This window comes from Edaphosphingomonas laterariae (assembly GCF_900188165.1).
Lineage (GTDB): Bacteria > Pseudomonadota > Alphaproteobacteria > Sphingomonadales > Sphingomonadaceae > Sphingomonas_E > Sphingomonas_E laterariae.
Genome location: NZ_FZOS01000005.1, coordinates 191,164 through 206,144 on the forward strand (window position 1 = coordinate 191,164; position 14,981 = coordinate 206,144).

Genomic DNA, 14,981 nt, shown 5'->3' on the forward strand with positions numbered 1-14,981 from the left:
GTGAAAAGCCATGTCCGCTCGGAATGGCAGGGCGCCATTCTCGTCTGCCGCAAATGCGGCAAGAAAGCGGGCGGCGGCTTCGGCCCCAAGGGCAAGACCAGCCTCGCCAAGGCGCTGCGCAAGGAAATGCACGGCGGCAAGGGCCGCAAGGCGAAGCTCGGCGTGGTCGAAGTCGGCTGCCTCGATATCTGCCCCAAACGTGCCGTCACCGTCGTCGATACCCGCCATCCCGGCGAATGGCTGATCGTCCGCGCCGGAACGCCGGTCGAGGATGTCGTGGGGCGACTGAACAGAAGCGCGGATGAAACCGGGGGTGAAGGTCAGCCCTGAGCGCCCCCCGCCCATGCCGCCGCTCAGGATTGCGCCGGGGCAACTGGCTGACCGGATTATGGCGCGGCATGTAACTCGCCCGATTTTCGACCGGGCCATCGTCCGGTTTCGAGCCACAAGGCCAAGTGGTTGTGGCGGCTTGGTCGGGTTTTCCCGTCCACCCGCCCCATGCCTCGTCATGCCAGCGCAGGCTGGCATCGCTCCGTTCCTTCGAACGCAGCATCAGAAAGAAGTGAGATCCCAGCCTTCGCATATTGAAAGCGGACGCCGTCAATATCAGGTCCGTCGTATGTTTCGCCCTTCTACAGGCTCTATGCCGTGTGGTGCGCCGTCAGGTAGGTCGCTCGAGCCGAGCGCCTCGTCGCTTTCGGGATCACCGGCAACTAGGTTGATTGGTGCAACAATGTCAGCCGGGGGCGGTTTGCAGCGGTGTTCCTGATGCAGTGCCTGACGGCTCTCGACGCGGATTGGATCATAGTGCCGTCACTGGAGGAGGGCGCTCGTCGAGGGCGCGCACAGTTGCTAGCCAAGGGAGTGGCCAAGCCACTATAGCGACGGTGACGTTGATCGCTAAGGGCGGGACGAATGAGCATCACATTGGAAGCGACATTCCCACAGGCTGTTGGCCAAGACGGTCGCTTTTCGCTTGATCTCTACGTTGAGCGGTCCCGGCAGTTTACGGCAGCGGCCAAGGACATAGCCGAGGTATCTAGCCGGGGGGTCGTCCAGCATAGATCACTTATCTTGGTCGACCTGCAAGGCCTGTACCTCGCTCTGGTCAACTGGTTTGCGGCGCAGGAAATCCCCTTGGAAAGCGGGCTGCTGCTCAGCGAGTTTGCAATCTGTTCGCTTTCCTCGGTGGTCAAGTCGGTGGAGCAGCGGATTATGGCAAACTCCGGCGGCCCGATCATCACCTTCTCAGAATTGGTCCGACGTGTCACGAAGGACGAGGTGCCGACGGCTGTGCCGGAGCACGAGGTGTTGAAGCTCGAGCCTAGCATTGAACTCTTCTACGCTCCTGTGCCCTTGAAGGAAATTGAATGGCAGCTGCGGAAGAGGGCGCAGCAAGGGAGCTGGCAAGCCGAAGAGCAGTTGGCGGGCCTGTCGGCGGGGCTTGTCTCTTATCCTGGTGTTGAACGTGATTACCGGTTCTACGAGGATTTCGTAACGTGCCTGAAGAAGAGCCCGTTCGTGACCCGTTCGGAGCATGGCTTCTTTAACTTCTATGTGGGTGCGAGGGGTCTGAAGTTCATTGACGAGAAGGAAGTTGATATTCGCGTCGCCATCCGGGCTGTTGACGCTTGCTACGATAGAACGGCTGACTCGGTTTGCATCGTGTCCTCGGACCAGGATTTCGTGCCTCTTCTCGAACGATGCCAGCGAGCCGGACTGACGAGCTTCCAAGCAGACGCTGCCAAGTTTATGCAGCCGGAGAGGGTTGGACGCAGGATACGCGAGCTCGGGACGAGTTACATCCCGACGCGCATGGAGTCTGGTTGGCCGCTGCGCGTAATCATCGGGTCTATGTCCCCGTTTTCTAGGTATCAAATTTCCTTCGACGAACTGGAAGGGCTGTGTCGCGCGCACAATGCGATCAATGACGTTGAACTTCATCCGCAGCGTCTCGACAACGGAAACGCAGGTTTGGTCATGCACCGACCGGTTCGCTGAGGGCGAATGACCGCAACTGGTCGTGAACTGCCGTTGCGAGATACATCCGCAATATCGGCGCGTCCTGACAGGCAGTTTTTGGCAGCCAGATCAAGTTGTCGGTCATGGCGGGCGTCGCGATAGGCGAGAGGCTGATCCGCGCGGCGCGGCTGGCGTTCACCCCACGGCGGCGATTTCGTAGAGGAAATCGACGAAGCCCATGATTGAATCGTCCATGCCCGCCACTTTCGGGTTGGTGCTTTCGATGACGAAATATTCGTCGAGCGCGTGGGCGCCACTGCCGTGGCCGAGGCCGAACTGGCCGGCGGGCAGGCCGACCGGCTGGCCGGTGAAGACGACGCCGGGCCAGGAACCGGCAAGGCGCGGATAGAGCGTGGTCGGCACCTTGGCGCGGGCATAGACGGCCAGTTCCGCCTTGACGAGCTTGCTGTCCTCCGGCGTTTCGGTGGGATCGTAGCCGCCCGAGACGACCATTTCGATATCCTGATAGCCATGTTTGTCGAGATGGGCGCGGATCTTGGCGACGGCCTCATCCTTGGTCTGGTTGGGCACGATGCGGCAATCGATCTTGGCGACGGCGCGGCCGGGCAGCACGGTCTTGCCGCCGGGCCCGGTATAGCCGGCGACCAGCCCTTCGATGTTGATCGTCGGTGCCGAAGCGAGACGTTCGAGCGCCTTCTGCCAGGGCAGATCGTCGATCCAGCTTTTGACGCCGAGCATCCGCTTGGCGTCCTCCTCGCTCATGCTGCGCGCGGCCTCGGCGATGAGCGCCCGTTCGCGCGGGGTGAGCGGGCGGACATTGGCCATATAGCCATCGACCGCGGGCATATTGCCATCGGGCGTGACGAGGGTGGACAGCGCGGCGACCAGCCGCCAGGCAGGGCTGTCGACGCGCGCCTTCTCGCTCGAATGAATGTCGCGCGCGGGGCCGCGCCCCCATTTTTCACCCGATGCGATCAGTTCGAACTCGATCACGCCCTTGGCGCCGAGATTGACCGCGACGCCGCCGGTGGCCGGGCTCTGCCAGCCGGTGGGGATGATGACGCCCGTGCATTTCTTGAGTGCGGCAAGCACATGTGGGCGGCGGACGATCTCGCTGAAATGGGGCGAGCCGATCTCCTCTTCGCCCTCGGCGACGAGCACGAGGTTGACCGGCAGCTTGCGCCCGGCCTTGCGGAAGGCGTGGAGCGCGGCGAGGAAATTCGCCTCCGGCCCCTTCTGGTTCACGGCCCCCCGGCCCATCACCACCTTGCCGAATCCGGGCTTGTCGACGAGCCGTGCTTCCACCGGCGGCACCGACCATTCGGCGGGGTCATATTGCTTCACGTCGTACATGAAGTAGATGCCCATCCACTTCTTCGCGCCCGCATCCAGCGTGGCGAAAACGCCGGGATGGCCGCTGGTCGGCACGCGTTCGACATGCTGGAAGCCGGCGTCGCGGGCCAGTTCCATCATGTGGGAACAGCCCTTTTCCATGTCGCGGTTCTCGGCCGCGATGGAGGGGAGGCGGATCCAGTCCTGCAGGCGCTGCACGGCTTCGGGATGGTTGGCTTCCACCGCCTTGCGGATCGCCGCGAGATCGCCGCTTTCCGCCAGCACCGCGCCGGGGGCGAACAGCGCGGCCCCGGCGGCGGCCCCGCGCAGCACGGCGCGGCGATCGGCAAAGCTGACGTCGCGATAATCCTGGGCCATGGACTCACCCCCTGTTTTCAATGCGTTCGACATTAGATCGCGGATTTGGCCGCCGGGCAAGCTGGCGTGATGCGAAGGCCGGGCTATAGAAGTGCGGGCATGGCAAGGGAGCGGATGGTGGCGCTGAGCGCGGAGCGGGTGGACGAAATGGTGCGCGAAGGGGTGGCCGCGATGCAGCGGCGCGATCCCGCGACGGCGCGCCGCCTGTTCGAGATTTTGGCCGACCCGGCTTCGGGCGTGGCGCCGCCCTGGCTGTTGCTGGCACAGGCGTGCCGCATGGCGGGCGACGACGTAGCGGAGGAGGGCGCGGTCGATCGCCTGATCGCGGAGCAGCCGCGCCACCTGCGCGGGCTACTGATGAAGGGTGATTGCCGTGCCCGTGCCGGCGACATGCGGGCGATGACATCCTTCTTCTCGCTGGCGGTGAAGCTGGCGGCGACGGTGGAGCAACTGCCGCCCGCGCTGGCGGCGGAGCTGGATCGGGCGCGGGCGGCGCTGGCCGCCCAGTCGCGCGACTATCACGCGCATCTGGATAGCGCGCTGCACGGGGTGGATGTTGCGGCAGCGGGCCCGCGCTTTCGTGAGGCGGCGGATATTCTGGCCGGACGCAAGCAGGTCTATCTGCAACAGCCCAACAGCTTTTATTATCCCGGCCTGCCGCAGATCCAGTTCTACGATCGCGCGCAATTTTCCTGGGTGGCGGAGATGGAGGCGGCCGTGCCCGCGATGCGCGCCGAACTGGAAGCACTGATGGCCGAGGGCGAGGCGTTCGCGCCCTATATCCAGCCGCGCGAAAACCGGCCGCAATCGCCCAATCCGTTGTTTGGCGATCCCCGCTGGGGCGCGGCCCATATCTGGCAGGATGGTGCGCTCGTCCCCGAAATGGCGGATCGCTGCCCGCGCACGGTGGCGGCGCTGGCGGCGGCGCCGATCCCGGTGATCCGCGAACGATCGCCGATGGCGCTGTTCTCGCGCCTCCACCCCGGCACCCATATCGAGCCCCATCATGGCATGCTGAACACGCGGCTGATCTGCCATTTGCCGCTGATCGTGCCGCCGGGCTGTCGCCTGCGCGTGGGCAACGATGTGCGCGCGTGGGAGGAAGGCAAGATGCTGATCTTCGACGACAGCATCGAGCATGAGGCGTGGAACGAGGGCGACAGCACACGGGTGGTGCTGCTGTTCGAAATCTGGCGGCCGGAACTCGATGCGGCCGAGCGCGAGGCGCTGACGACGCTGTTCGAATCGATCGTCGATTATTGACCGTCGGGCATCGCCGCCACCGTCTCCGCGACGGTGACGAAGGGCGAGGCGGTGGAGTGGAGGACGAATTCGCGCACCGCCGCGCCGAATTGCGCGGGCGTCGGTTCGCCGGCGAAGAAACGCGGCATCAGCAGGTTGCCCGCGCTGTCGATCGTCACCGCATAAACGGGCCCTTCGATCGACAGCCGGCCGAATGCGCCGTCGACCAGCCGGGCCATCTGGTCGGGCAGGCGGACGAGGCGGAAGATGCCGAGATCCTTGACCTCGGCGAAATAGAGCAGCGGCGCCTTGGTGGAACGGCGGATGGCGACATCGCCGAGCGGCGGGGTTTCGATGCGGCCGATTTCGGGTAGCGCGCGCTCGGCGGTGGCGTCGAACGACATGGTCTTGGCCAGCAAGGATGGCAGCATGCTTTCTACCATATGGCTGTCGAAGGGCACCGTGCCGCTGGTCCGGCAGGCGGCGCCGGTGCAATCGCCATTGGCGGCCAGCACGGCGGCCCAGGGGAGTTCGCGAACGATGATGTCGATCGCGCCTTCCTGCGCCGGATCGCGTACCTGCGTGATCGTGGCGCGGACCTTGACCGACCATTTCCCGAGATCGGCGAGGTAGATATAGTCCATCACCGTCGCCGGGCCGATGCCGGTCTTGTAGGTGCCCTTGAAGGCGCGCAGCGGGACCGGGGAACTGGCCGGCGCGGCGATCGCGAACGGGCCGCTGACCCAGACGAACGCCTTGGGCGATCGCGCCGCGATCGCGGCCAGCGCGCCTTTCAGCTCATGCTGTTCCGCGCCCTGCGGCTTGTACAGATAGATGGATAGCCGCGTATGCGTATCGCCATCCTGCGCGTCGTAATTGATCGCCACGTCGCTGCCATCAGGCGCGAGGGCGATCGCGCGGCTGCGCCGGAAAATGCCGTAGGCCGCCGGGAAGCTGGCGCCGGTGGGCTTGTGGACGAGCGGGCCGGACGCCGGATCGCCCGCCCAGACGGCGGAGGCCGGGGTGTCGGCGGGTTGGGCAAGGGCCGGTGGAGCAAGCAGGAGGAGGGCGGCGGCGAGCGCAAGGCGGGCGGGATAAGGGCCTGTCATCGGGGCAGTCTGACAGATCGAAGCCCCTCGGGACAAGTCCGCCGCCGGATCAGGGCTAACCCCAATGTCGTCCACGGTATGGCGGATTATTCTGGCGGGCGAATGCGGGCGCTTTCCGGCCAGCAGCGGAGACGGAAGATGGGTAGCCAGATCCTGCCATCATGGAATGACGGGGCCGCCCGCGCGGCAATCATGGATTTCGTAGGCCGGGTGACGAAGGAGGGCGGGCCGGATTATGTGCGGCCGGCCGAACGCATCGCCACTTTCGACAATGACGGGACTTTGTGGTGCGAGCAGCCCTTGCAGGTCCAGTTCTTCTTCGCCCGCGAACGGCTGGACGCGATGGTGGAAAAAGACCCTAGCCTGAAGGATCGCCCGCCGTTCAAGGCCTTCGTCGATCGCGACATGGAAGCGATCAAGGCACAGGGCAAGAAGGCCCTGATGACGGTGGCGGCGGCCGTCCACGCGGGCACGACCGAGGACGAGTTCTACGTGATCGCCGAGGAATGGCTGGCGCGCGGCAAGCATCCCACGCTGGGCCGGCTGTTCACCCAATTGACCTATCGGCCGCAGGTGGAACTGCTCGACTATCTAAGGGCCAACGGCTTCAGGACCTTCATCGTTTCGGGCGGCGGGATCGATCTGATCCGTGCCTTTGCCGAGACCGCCTATGGCATCCCGCGCGAACAGGTGGTGGGATCCAGCAACAAGACCCGTTTCGAACTGGTCGACGGGCGGGCCTCGCTGGTCAAGCTGGCGGAGCTTGGCAGCTTCGATGATCGCGAGGTGAAGCCCGCCAACATCAACCTGCATATCGGCCGCCGGCCGATCCTGGCGTTCGGCAATTCGGACGGCGATCTGGCGATGATGCGCTATGCGCTGGGCAACCGGGGCCCGAGCCTCGCGCTTCTGCTCCACCATGACGATGCCGACCGCGAATTCGCTTATGATCGCGAATTCGTCCTCAGCCCGCTGGCCGAGGCGCTCGACAAGGCTGCGGACTACGGGATCACGGTGGTCAGCATGAAGCGCGACTGGAAAGCGGTGTTCACCAGCGATCCGTGACGCGCCGGGCGATCTTCGCCTTCACGCTTCGACGTCGGCGCTGACCCGGTGGAAGAAGGGGTGCGGGGGCGAGATGCCGCGCTGGATGTTGCTGAACATGCCCGCGCCCAGTGTCGGCAGGATCGCTTCGACCAGCGTCACATGTTCCAGATTGCGCACGTCGATATGCACTTCCAGCCGGCCTTCGTAGGAGAAGGTGACGATCGCCTCCTGCGGGCAGACGGCAATCAGCGTCTCGGTGATCCGGCGCAGCTCGTCCGAAATCGCGGTCGATCGAGGCTTGGATGGCAGCCGTTCGACACCGGCGACGTTACCACTCTTCTCAACAGCACTCATTTCCGACCCTTCTGGCTGGAGGGGGCCTCCAATCCAAAGCAAAATGCGAGATTCGGCAAGCCGGGATTTACCCTTGGCGCCGTGCCATGAAGGCCAGCCGCTCGAACAGCATCACGTCCTGCTCGTTCTTGAGCAGCGCGCCATGGAGCGGCGGGATGGCCTTGCGGGCGTCCTTCGTCTGAAGCACGTCGAGCGGCATGTCTTCCGCCAGCAGCAGCTTCAGCCAATCCAGCAACTCACGGGTGGACGGCTTTTTCTTGAGGCCGGGAACGTCGCGGACTTCGTAGAAGATGTCCATCGCGCGGCTGACCAGAACCTTCTGGATGCCGGGGAAATGGACGTCGATGATTTCCTGCATCGTGTCCCGTTCAGGGAATTTGATGTAGTGGAAAAAGCAGCGGCGCAGGAACGCGTCCGGCAAATCTTTTTCGTTGTTCGATGTGATGACGACGATCGGGCGCTCCTTCGCGGCGATCGTTTCGCCCGTTTCATAGACGTCGAAGCTCATCCGATCGAGTTCCTGCAGCAGATCGTTCGGAAACTCGATGTCGGCCTTGTCGATCTCGTCGATCAGCAGGACGGGCAGTTCGGGGGAGGTGAACGCCTCCCACAGCTTGCCCTTGCGGATATAGTTGGAAATGTCGTGGACGCGCGGATCGCCGAGCTGGCCGTCGCGCAGGCGGGCCACCGCATCATATTCGTACAGGCCCTGATGCGCCTTGGTGGTGGATTTCACATGCCACTGGATCAGCGGCGCGCCGGTGGCCTTGGCGATTTCGTGCGCGAGCACCGTCTTGCCGGTGCCCGGTTCGCCCTTGACGAGCAGCGGACGGCGGAGCGTGACCGCGGCATTGACGGCGACCTTCAGGTCGTCGGTCGCCACATAGTTTTTCGTGCCTTCGAAGCGCACCCGAAACTCCCTTGCCGTGCCCGTCAACCTTGGCGTCAACGCAGGTCGGATAGGGGGCGCGGGCGCCGCTGGCAAGCGTCAGCGGCTGGGGCCACCCAACTCCGCGATCCAGCCGGGCAACTCGCTCAGCGTCGCCAGTTCGCGGTAGCGCGGATGATCGACCGGCGGTTCGGCCGCCTCATGCGCCCAGACGAGCGGGTAGGGGATCAATGCCGCATGGGCGCCGGCAGCGAGCGCAGGCAGGATATCGGACTTCACCGAATTGCCCGCCATCAGCGATGTTTCGGCCGTGCCGCCATGGCGCGCGAAGGCGCGGACATAAGCGTCGGCGGTCTTCTCGCTGACCACTTCGACGCCGTGGAACAGGCCGCCAAGGCCGGACGCGGCGAGCTTTTGTTCCTGATGGAACAGATCGCCCTTGGTGATCAGCACCAGCCGTTGCTCGGCCGCCAGTGCCTCCAGCGCGGCGCGCACGCCGGGCAGGGGATCGATCGGATGGGCCATCATCTCGCGCCCGGCGGCGACGATTTCGGCGATCACATGGGCCGGCGCGCGCTGGTCGCTGATCTCCAGCGCGGTTTCCAGCATCGAAAGCGTGAAGCCCTTGGCGCCATAGCCGTAGAGCGCGAGATTGCGGCGTTCGACCTCGGCCAGCCGCGTCTCGATCGTTTCGGCATCGGCAAATTCGGCGAGCAGCGCGTTGAACCGCTGATGGGTCAGCCGAAAGATCGTCTCATTGTGCCAGAGCGTATCATCGGCATCCACGCCGACCAGGCCGATCGGCACCCGATTTACTCCACGCCCTCGAACTGCAGGCGCGCCAGCCGGGCATAGAGGCCGCTGTTCGCGGTCAACTGATCGTGGCTGCCCTGTTCGACGATGCGGCCCTGTTCCATCACCACGATGCGATCGGCCGCGCGGACGGTGGCGAGGCGGTGGGCGATGACGATGGTGGTGCGGTTCTGCATAAGCCGATCGAGCGCGGTCTGGACCAGGCGTTCGGATTCGGCATCGAGCGCGGACGTCGCCTCGTCGAGCAGCAGCAGCGGCGAATCGCGCAGCAGCGCGCGGGCGATGGCGAGGCGCTGGCGCTGGCCGCCGGACAGGCGCGCGCCGCCTTCACCCATGAAGGTATCCAGCCCCTGCGGCAGCGCGCGCAGAAATTCGGCGGCGTTGGCGGCTTCTGCGGCGGCCCACAGGGCATTGTCGTCCGCATCCCAGCGGCCGTAGCGCAGATTGTCGCGGGCGGAGGCCGCGAAAATCACGGTTTCCTGCGGCACCATCGCGATCCGGGCGCGCACTTCGGCCGGATCGGCATCGCGCAGATCGACGCCGTCGAGGCGGACCGCGCCGCCTTCGGGATCGTAGAAACGCTGGGCGAGCTGGAACAGGGTCGACTTGCCGGCGCCCGACGGGCCGACGACGGCGACCATCTCGCCCGGCTGGATCGCCAGCGAAAAGCCGTCCAAAGCCTTGACCTCGGGCCGGGTGGGATAGCGGAAATCGACATTATCGAAGGCAAGACTGCCCCGGGCCGGCACCGGCAGCGCAACCGGATTGGCGGGCGGCGCGATATCCGGCACCTCGACCAGCAGTTCCGCCAGCCGGCTGGCCGCACCGGCCCCGCGCAGCAGATCGCCATAGACTTCCGAAAGCGCGCCGAACGCACCCGCGACGATCGCGCCCGAAAGCATGAAGGCGGCGAGCGTGCCGCCCGACATCGTGCCCGAGGCGACGTCGATCGCGCCCTGCCACATCACCATCGTGATCGATCCGAAGACCAGGCAGATGACGATCGCGGTCATCGTCGCGCGCAGGGTGATGCGGCGGCGCGCGGTGGCAAAGGCCGATTCCACCGCGCCGGAGAAGCGCGCGCTTTCGCGACCCTCCTGCCCGAAGGCCTGGACGATCTTCATCGCGCCCAGCGTTTCCGACGTCATGGCGCCGACATCGGCGATGCGATCCTGGCTGAAGCGCGCCACGGCGCGCAGCCGGCGGCCGAGGAACACGATCGGCAGGATGACGACGGGAATGCCGAGCAGCAGCATCGCGGTCAGCTTGGGCGCGAGCGTGAACAGATAGGCGATGCCGCCGATGCCGAGCACCAGGTTGCGCAACGCCACCGACACCGTGGTGCCGACGATCTGTTCGATGATCGTGGTATCCGCCGTCAGGCGCGACGCGATTTCGGCCGGGCGATTCTCCTCGAAGAAGCGCGGGGCGAGCGACAGGAGGTTGCGGTGCACCGCCGCGCGGATATCCGCCACCACGCGCTCGCCCAGCCACGACACGAAGTAGAAGCGCATCGCGGTGGCGATGGCGAGCACCACGACGATCATCAGCAGGTAATGGAAATAGGGCGAAACCTCGCCCCCCTTGGCGATGAAGCCCTTGTCGATGATCTTCTGCAGGCGCTGCGGAATGGCGAGCGTGGCGCCGGCGGCCATCAGCAACGCAATGCCGGCGGCCGTGATATGCCCCGGATAGCGTGACGCGAAACGCCAGATAAGACCGAGATTTCCGAGCTTGCGGTCAGTGGTTGCGGACGGTGCGGGTTCGGCCATGCGGCGCCGACTAGCAGGAGCTAAGCGTGTGCTCAACAAGCGGTGCGCCACAAAGTGCGGGGTAACTCACGGTTTGTTGCGTTGCACCCTAAATCAGTTTGGGCGTAAGCTTCCCGGCAATGATGGTCCGGGATTCTCAATTCGATGCTCTATAACGCCTATGAGATGCAGCGCACCCTGCTGGCAGGCGCCAGCACCTTCGCCAATCTGGGGGCGGAATGGATGCAAAGCCCGGCGAATCCACTGTCTTATACCGCGCTTGGCCCGGTGATGGCATCGGGGCTGGATGTGTTCGCCCATGCTGCAGCGCCGCGTGGAAAGCCGGAATTCGGGCTGCGCACCACCGTGGTCGATGGCCAGGCCGTGCCGGTTTCGGAAGAAATCGTGCTGCGCAAGCCGTTCGGCCAGCTCAAGCATTTCGTGCGCAAGGGCGTGACGGGCGGTTCCAAGCTGCTGATCGTGGCGCCGATGTCGGGCCATTATGCCACGCTGCTGCGCGGCACGGTGGAACGGATGCTGCCCGAACATGACGTCTATATCACTGACTGGCGCGACGCGAAGATGGTGCCGATGTCGGAAGGCGGCTTCGATCTCGACGACTATGTCGACTATGTGATCGAGCTTCTGGAGCATATCGGCCCGAACACGCATGTGCTGGCGGTCTGCCAGCCGTCCGTGCCCTGCTATGCCGCCGCCTGCCTGATGTCGGAGGATGGCAATCCGGCCCGGCCGCTGACGCTCACCATGATGGGCGGGCCGATCGACACGCGCGAGGCGCCGACCGAGGTGAACACGGTGGCGACGCAGCGGCCGCACAGCTGGTTCGAACATAATGTGATCCACACCGTGCCCTTTTACTATCCGGGCGCGGGGCGGCGGGTCTATCCGGGCTTCCTGCAGCTGACCGGGTTCATGGCGATGAACTTCGGCAACCACCTGATCAGCCACTGGACGATGTTCAAGCATCTGGTGGAAGGCGATGGCGACAGCGCCGATGCCACCAAGGCGTTCTACGACGAATATCGGTCGGTCTGCGACATGGATGCCGATTTCTACCTGCAGACGATCGACGTGGTGTTCCAGGATCATGCCCTGCCCAAGGGCCGGATGATGCACCGTGGCCGCAAGGTCGATCCTGCGGCGATCAAGGACGTCGCGATCCTCGCCGTCGAAGGCGAGCGCGACGATATTTCGGGGATCGGGCAGACGCGCGCGGCGTTGAAGATCGCAACCGACCTGCCGGACGCCTACAAGAAATATTATATGGCGGAAGGTGTCGGCCATTATGGCATCTTCAACGGCCGGCGCTGGCGTGAGATCATTGCGCCGGTGGTGACGAACTGGATTGCGGAGCATGGCAAGCGTGATTGAACGCAGGGTGTTTGCGGCAACGGCGCTGGGCCTGGCCCTTGCGCTGGCGACACCCGCAAACGCCGCGCGGCCAACCACGCTGCAAGCTGATGAAGCCCCTGCCGAAGTGGCGCCCGCCGATGCCGCGAAGCGCGATGCGCTGCGCGCCGCGCTGGCCAAGCTGCAGCAGGAAGATTGCGAGGGCGGGCTCGCCATTCTCGATCCGTTGGTCGAGGGGATGAAGGGCAAGGAGCGCAATGCCGTTCAGCTGTTGCGCATTCCCTGCCTCGGCAATGTCGGCCGGGGTGATGAACTACCCGGCATCTATCGCGAAATGGTGGCGGTTGAGCCGGAAAATCCCGGCGTTCGGGCCGTCGGCGTGTTCGCCGCCGCGCAGGAACGCAATTTGCCCGAAGCGGGCAGGCGGCTGACCATCTTGGCCGAACAAAGCCCGCAGGGGCTGGGCCCGATCAACAGCCTGCTCGCCCGCGCGGTGATCCAGGATCTGACGCAGCGGAACGATCTGGCGCAGCGCAAGCGCCTGTTCGTCGCGCTGGCCCGGGCCGACTGGCAGCCGGCCGATCGCCCCGAAATGCGCGACAGCATCGCGCAGGGCGCGATCGAGGCGTTGCTGGCCGAAAAGCAGGTGGCCGAGGCGCAGGCCATATTGCCGCGCGTCACCATGCCCGAACTGCTCGCCGCGATGGCGATGGAACGGCTTTACGAGCCGCTGTGGCCGGCGATCGAACGGCAATATGGGCCGCATGGCGGGCCGTCGATCGATCGGTTCGCGCTCAGCCGGCTCGAAGCGTTCACCCGCAGCGAGAATGACGAGCGCGCGCGGCGCGATGCGATCCGCGCCTTCATCCTGCTCGGCCGTTATCCCGAGGCGATCGAACTCGCCGAAAAGGTGCCGATCGGCGAGGGGATGAGCGAGGAAGCGGTGACCAGCGTGCGTTATCAGGCGCAGGCGATGGCCGCGCTGGGCCAGCGTGACGCCGCCGTGGAGCGGATGCGGCCCTTTGCCAAGATCGACCCCAAGGCCACGCCCGCCGGTGTTTCCGGGCTGGTCAGCCTTGCCGAGATGCTGGACGAGGCCGGCCGCGCGGAAGAGGCGCTGGCGGTTTCGCGCACCGCACTGGAATCCAGTGGCGACGCATTGAGCCCGTGGGGCCGGGCCTGGCTGAAGCGCACCGAGGTCTGCGCGCTTTCCAGCCTGCAACGTGCGGCGGACGCCCGGCCGATCGGCGATCGGCTGATCGCATCGGCCGATGACAATGAAGCCGCGACGATCGAGGCGCTGCTGTGCGCCGGCCGGTCGGACGAGGCAGCCAGGATCGCAGTCGCGGTGCTCGCGACGGAGGAAGGCGCATCGGCGCTGGCCGATCAGTTCCAGCCCGAAGGTGCGATCTGGGCGCCGGCGGCATCGCGCCTGCGGGCGCTGTGGGGTAGTTTCCTCGCCCGGCCCGATGTGAAGGCGGCGTTCGACAAATCCGCGCGCATCCTGCCGCAACCCCTGTGGCCGGCGCGCGAGCCCCGCCCGATCCCCCGGCGCGGCACCGACGATCCGTCGACGACGATCGCCTGAACCGATGACGAACGCTTCCGCTCCGCGCCTCACCGCGCGCATCGAACGCTGGCCGGTAGCCGGCGCCTTCACCATCGCCCGTGGCGCCAAGACGCATGTCGACGTCGTCGTCGCCGAGATTGCGGCCAACGGCCTTGTCGGCCGTGGCGAGGCGACGGCGATCTATTATCATGGCGAAAGCGCGGAAAGCGTGGCCGCCGCGATCGCGGGCGTGGCCGACGCGGTGGCCGAAGGGGCGGACCGGCAGGCGATCCAGACGCTGATGCCGCGCGGCGCGGCGCGCAACGCCGTCGATGCCGCTTTCTGGGATCTGGCGGCGCGTGCCGCCGGGCAACCCGCCTGGGCGCTGGCCGGCCTTGCCGCGCCCCGGCCGCTTTTGACCGCCTTTACGATTTCGCTCGGCGATCCCGACCGGATGGAGGCCGATGCCCGCGCGGCGGCCGGCCGGCATCCGCTGCTCAAGCTCAAGCTAGCGGGCGAGGGCGATATTGCGCGTGTCGCGGCCGTCCGCCGGGGCGCGCCCGATGCCCGGCTGATTGTCGATGCCAATGAAGCGTGGACGGGGCGCGACGTCGCGGCGGAGGCAGCGGCGCTGCTGGCCTACGGCGTCGAACTCATCGAACAGCCGGTCAAGGCCGGGCAGGACCATCTGCTCGACGGCGTGGTTTCGCCCATTCCGCTCTGCGCCGATGAAAGCTGCCAGGACCGGGCCGATCTGGCCCGGTGCGCGGGCCGTTACGCTGCGATCAACATCAAGCTCGACAAGGCTGGCGGGCTGACCGAGGCCTTGGCGCTGGCGGATGCGGCGCGCGGCGCGGGGCTCGACCTGATGGTCGGCTGCATGCTGTCCACCTCGCTCGGCATCGCGCCAGCCTTCCTGGCCGCGCAGGACGCGCGCTGGGTCGATCTCGACGGGCCGTTGCTGCTTGCCGAGGATCGCGTGCCCGGCTTTTCCTTCACCGGCGGCACGATGGCGCCGCCAGCCGAGGGGCTGTGGGGCTGAGGCCGGAGCTGAACGGCAAAAGCGGCTAGGCCACGTGGACAAAGGGTAGCCACAGCAATGCTGATGCGAGGCTGACGAAGCCGAGATAGGAGCTTTTGCTTTTGTCGTAGCGGGTGGCGAC

Annotated in this window: 13 protein-coding genes and 1 pseudogene; 8 read left to right on the forward strand and 6 right to left on the reverse strand. The window is 65.8% G+C overall.

All coding sequences use genetic code 11. The annotated features are described in order from the left end of the window. From CHB74_RS07105 to CHB74_RS07110, 3 genes and pseudogenes are all read left to right on the forward strand, one after another. A complete protein-coding gene (locus tag CHB74_RS07105; RefSeq protein ID WP_089218913.1) occupies positions 1-330 on the forward strand; it encodes a hypothetical protein in 330 nt (109 codons plus the stop codon). A gap of 408 nt (positions 331-738) precedes the next feature. Continuing rightward, positions 739-882 (forward strand): annotated as a pseudogene (locus tag CHB74_RS22865) (hypothetical protein); the annotation flags it as partial. A gap of 33 nt (positions 883-915) precedes the next feature. Further along, positions 916-2,001, forward strand: a complete 1,086-nt coding sequence (locus CHB74_RS07110) for an NYN domain-containing protein (protein ID WP_089218914.1) — start codon at positions 916-918, stop codon at positions 1,999-2,001. A gap of 156 nt (positions 2,002-2,157) precedes the next feature. Here CHB74_RS07110 and CHB74_RS07115 read toward each other — a convergent pair whose 3' ends face one another. Next, positions 2,158-3,693: a M20/M25/M40 family metallo-hydrolase gene (locus tag CHB74_RS07115; protein ID WP_089218915.1), complete on the reverse strand. Its 1,536-nt coding sequence runs from the start codon at positions 3,691-3,693 to the stop codon at positions 2,158-2,160. A gap of 99 nt (positions 3,694-3,792) precedes the next feature. On the opposite strand from CHB74_RS07115, the gene CHB74_RS07120 reads away from it, so the two are divergent. Beyond that, positions 3,793-4,956 (forward strand): aspartyl/asparaginyl beta-hydroxylase domain-containing protein, encoded by a 1,164-nt coding sequence (locus CHB74_RS07120; RefSeq protein WP_245842704.1) that lies wholly within the window; start codon positions 3,793-3,795, stop codon positions 4,954-4,956. Here the strand turns inward: CHB74_RS07120 and CHB74_RS07125 are convergent. After that, on the reverse strand, positions 4,950-6,044 hold the full coding sequence (locus CHB74_RS07125; protein WP_089218916.1) for a hypothetical protein: 1,095 nt from the start codon (positions 6,042-6,044) through the stop codon (positions 4,950-4,952). The genes CHB74_RS07120 and CHB74_RS07125 overlap by 7 nt on opposite strands. A gap of 138 nt (positions 6,045-6,182) precedes the next feature. On the opposite strand from CHB74_RS07125, the gene CHB74_RS07130 reads away from it, so the two are divergent. After that, the gene (locus CHB74_RS07130) at positions 6,183-7,109 is read left to right on the forward strand and encodes an HAD family hydrolase (RefSeq protein WP_089218917.1); all 927 of its coding nucleotides are present in this window, start codon (positions 6,183-6,185) and stop codon (positions 7,107-7,109) included. A 21-nt stretch (positions 7,110-7,130) separates the two neighbouring features. On the opposite strand, the gene CHB74_RS07135 is transcribed toward CHB74_RS07130, so the two are convergent. The 4 genes from CHB74_RS07135 to CHB74_RS07150 form a co-directional block, all read right to left on the reverse strand. Then, complete coding sequence (locus tag CHB74_RS07135; protein WP_089218918.1) at positions 7,131-7,445, reverse strand: hypothetical protein; 315 nt, start codon at positions 7,443-7,445, stop codon at positions 7,131-7,133. Positions 7,446-7,512: 67 nt separating this feature from the next. Then, entirely contained in the window at positions 7,513-8,355 is an 843-nt protein-coding gene (locus tag CHB74_RS07140) for an AAA family ATPase (RefSeq protein ID WP_089218919.1), read from the reverse strand. A 78-nt stretch (positions 8,356-8,433) separates the two neighbouring features. Then, complete coding sequence (locus CHB74_RS07145) at positions 8,434-9,141, reverse strand: HAD family hydrolase (protein ID WP_089218920.1); 708 nt, start codon at positions 9,139-9,141, stop codon at positions 8,434-8,436. A 5-nt stretch (positions 9,142-9,146) separates the two neighbouring features. After that, on the reverse strand, positions 9,147-10,919 hold the full coding sequence (locus CHB74_RS07150; RefSeq protein ID WP_089218921.1) for an ABC transporter transmembrane domain-containing protein: 1,773 nt from the start codon (positions 10,917-10,919) through the stop codon (positions 9,147-9,149). 144 nt (positions 10,920-11,063) lie between these two features. Here CHB74_RS07150 and CHB74_RS07155 point away from each other — a divergent pair, with 144 nt between their 5' ends. Genes CHB74_RS07155 through dgcA form a run of 3 tightly spaced genes read left to right on the forward strand, consistent with a single transcriptional unit; the run spans position 11,064 to position 14,860 of the window. Next, positions 11,064-12,290 carry a polyhydroxyalkanoate depolymerase gene (locus CHB74_RS07155; RefSeq protein WP_089218922.1) on the forward strand — a complete coding sequence of 409 codons (1,227 nt, stop codon included), beginning with the start codon at positions 11,064-11,066 and terminating at the stop codon, positions 12,288-12,290. Next, entirely contained in the window at positions 12,274-13,857 is a 1,584-nt protein-coding gene (locus tag CHB74_RS07160) for a tetratricopeptide repeat protein (RefSeq protein ID WP_089218923.1), read from the forward strand. Before CHB74_RS07155 ends, CHB74_RS07160 begins: the two co-directional genes overlap by 17 nt. A 4-nt stretch (positions 13,858-13,861) precedes the next feature. After that, positions 13,862-14,860 carry an N-acetyl-D-Glu racemase DgcA gene (gene dgcA, locus CHB74_RS07165; protein ID WP_089218924.1) on the forward strand — a complete coding sequence of 333 codons (999 nt, stop codon included), beginning with the start codon at positions 13,862-13,864 and terminating at the stop codon, positions 14,858-14,860. The last annotated feature ends 121 nt before the right edge of the window (positions 14,861-14,981 follow it).

What these genes read in the sequence shown, in the direction of transcription:
- CHB74_RS07110 (WP_089218914.1), top strand. Translation starts at nt 916, where the DNA reads ATGAGCATCACATTGGAAGCGACATTCCCACAGGCTGTTGGCCAAGAC.
- CHB74_RS07115 (WP_089218915.1), bottom strand. Translation starts at nt 3,693, where the DNA reads ATGGCCCAGGATTATCGCGACGTCAGCTTTGCCGATCGCCGCGCCGTG.
- CHB74_RS07120 (WP_245842704.1), top strand. Translation starts at nt 3,793, where the DNA reads ATGGCAAGGGAGCGGATGGTGGCGCTGAGCGCGGAGCGGGTGGACGAA.
- CHB74_RS07125 (WP_089218916.1), bottom strand. Translation starts at nt 6,044, where the DNA reads ATGACAGGCCCTTATCCCGCCCGCCTTGCGCTCGCCGCCGCCCTCCTC.
- CHB74_RS07130 (WP_089218917.1), top strand. Translation starts at nt 6,183, where the DNA reads ATGGGTAGCCAGATCCTGCCATCATGGAATGACGGGGCCGCCCGCGCG.
- CHB74_RS07135 (WP_089218918.1), bottom strand. Translation starts at nt 7,445, where the DNA reads ATGAGTGCTGTTGAGAAGAGTGGTAACGTCGCCGGTGTCGAACGGCTG.
- CHB74_RS07150 (WP_089218921.1), bottom strand. Translation starts at nt 10,919, where the DNA reads ATGGCCGAACCCGCACCGTCCGCAACCACTGACCGCAAGCTCGGAAAT.
- CHB74_RS07155 (WP_089218922.1), top strand. Translation starts at nt 11,064, where the DNA reads ATGCTCTATAACGCCTATGAGATGCAGCGCACCCTGCTGGCAGGCGCC.
- CHB74_RS07160 (WP_089218923.1), top strand. Translation starts at nt 12,274, where the DNA reads ATGGCAAGCGTGATTGAACGCAGGGTGTTTGCGGCAACGGCGCTGGGC.
- dgcA (WP_089218924.1), top strand. Translation starts at nt 13,862, where the DNA reads ATGACGAACGCTTCCGCTCCGCGCCTCACCGCGCGCATCGAACGCTGG.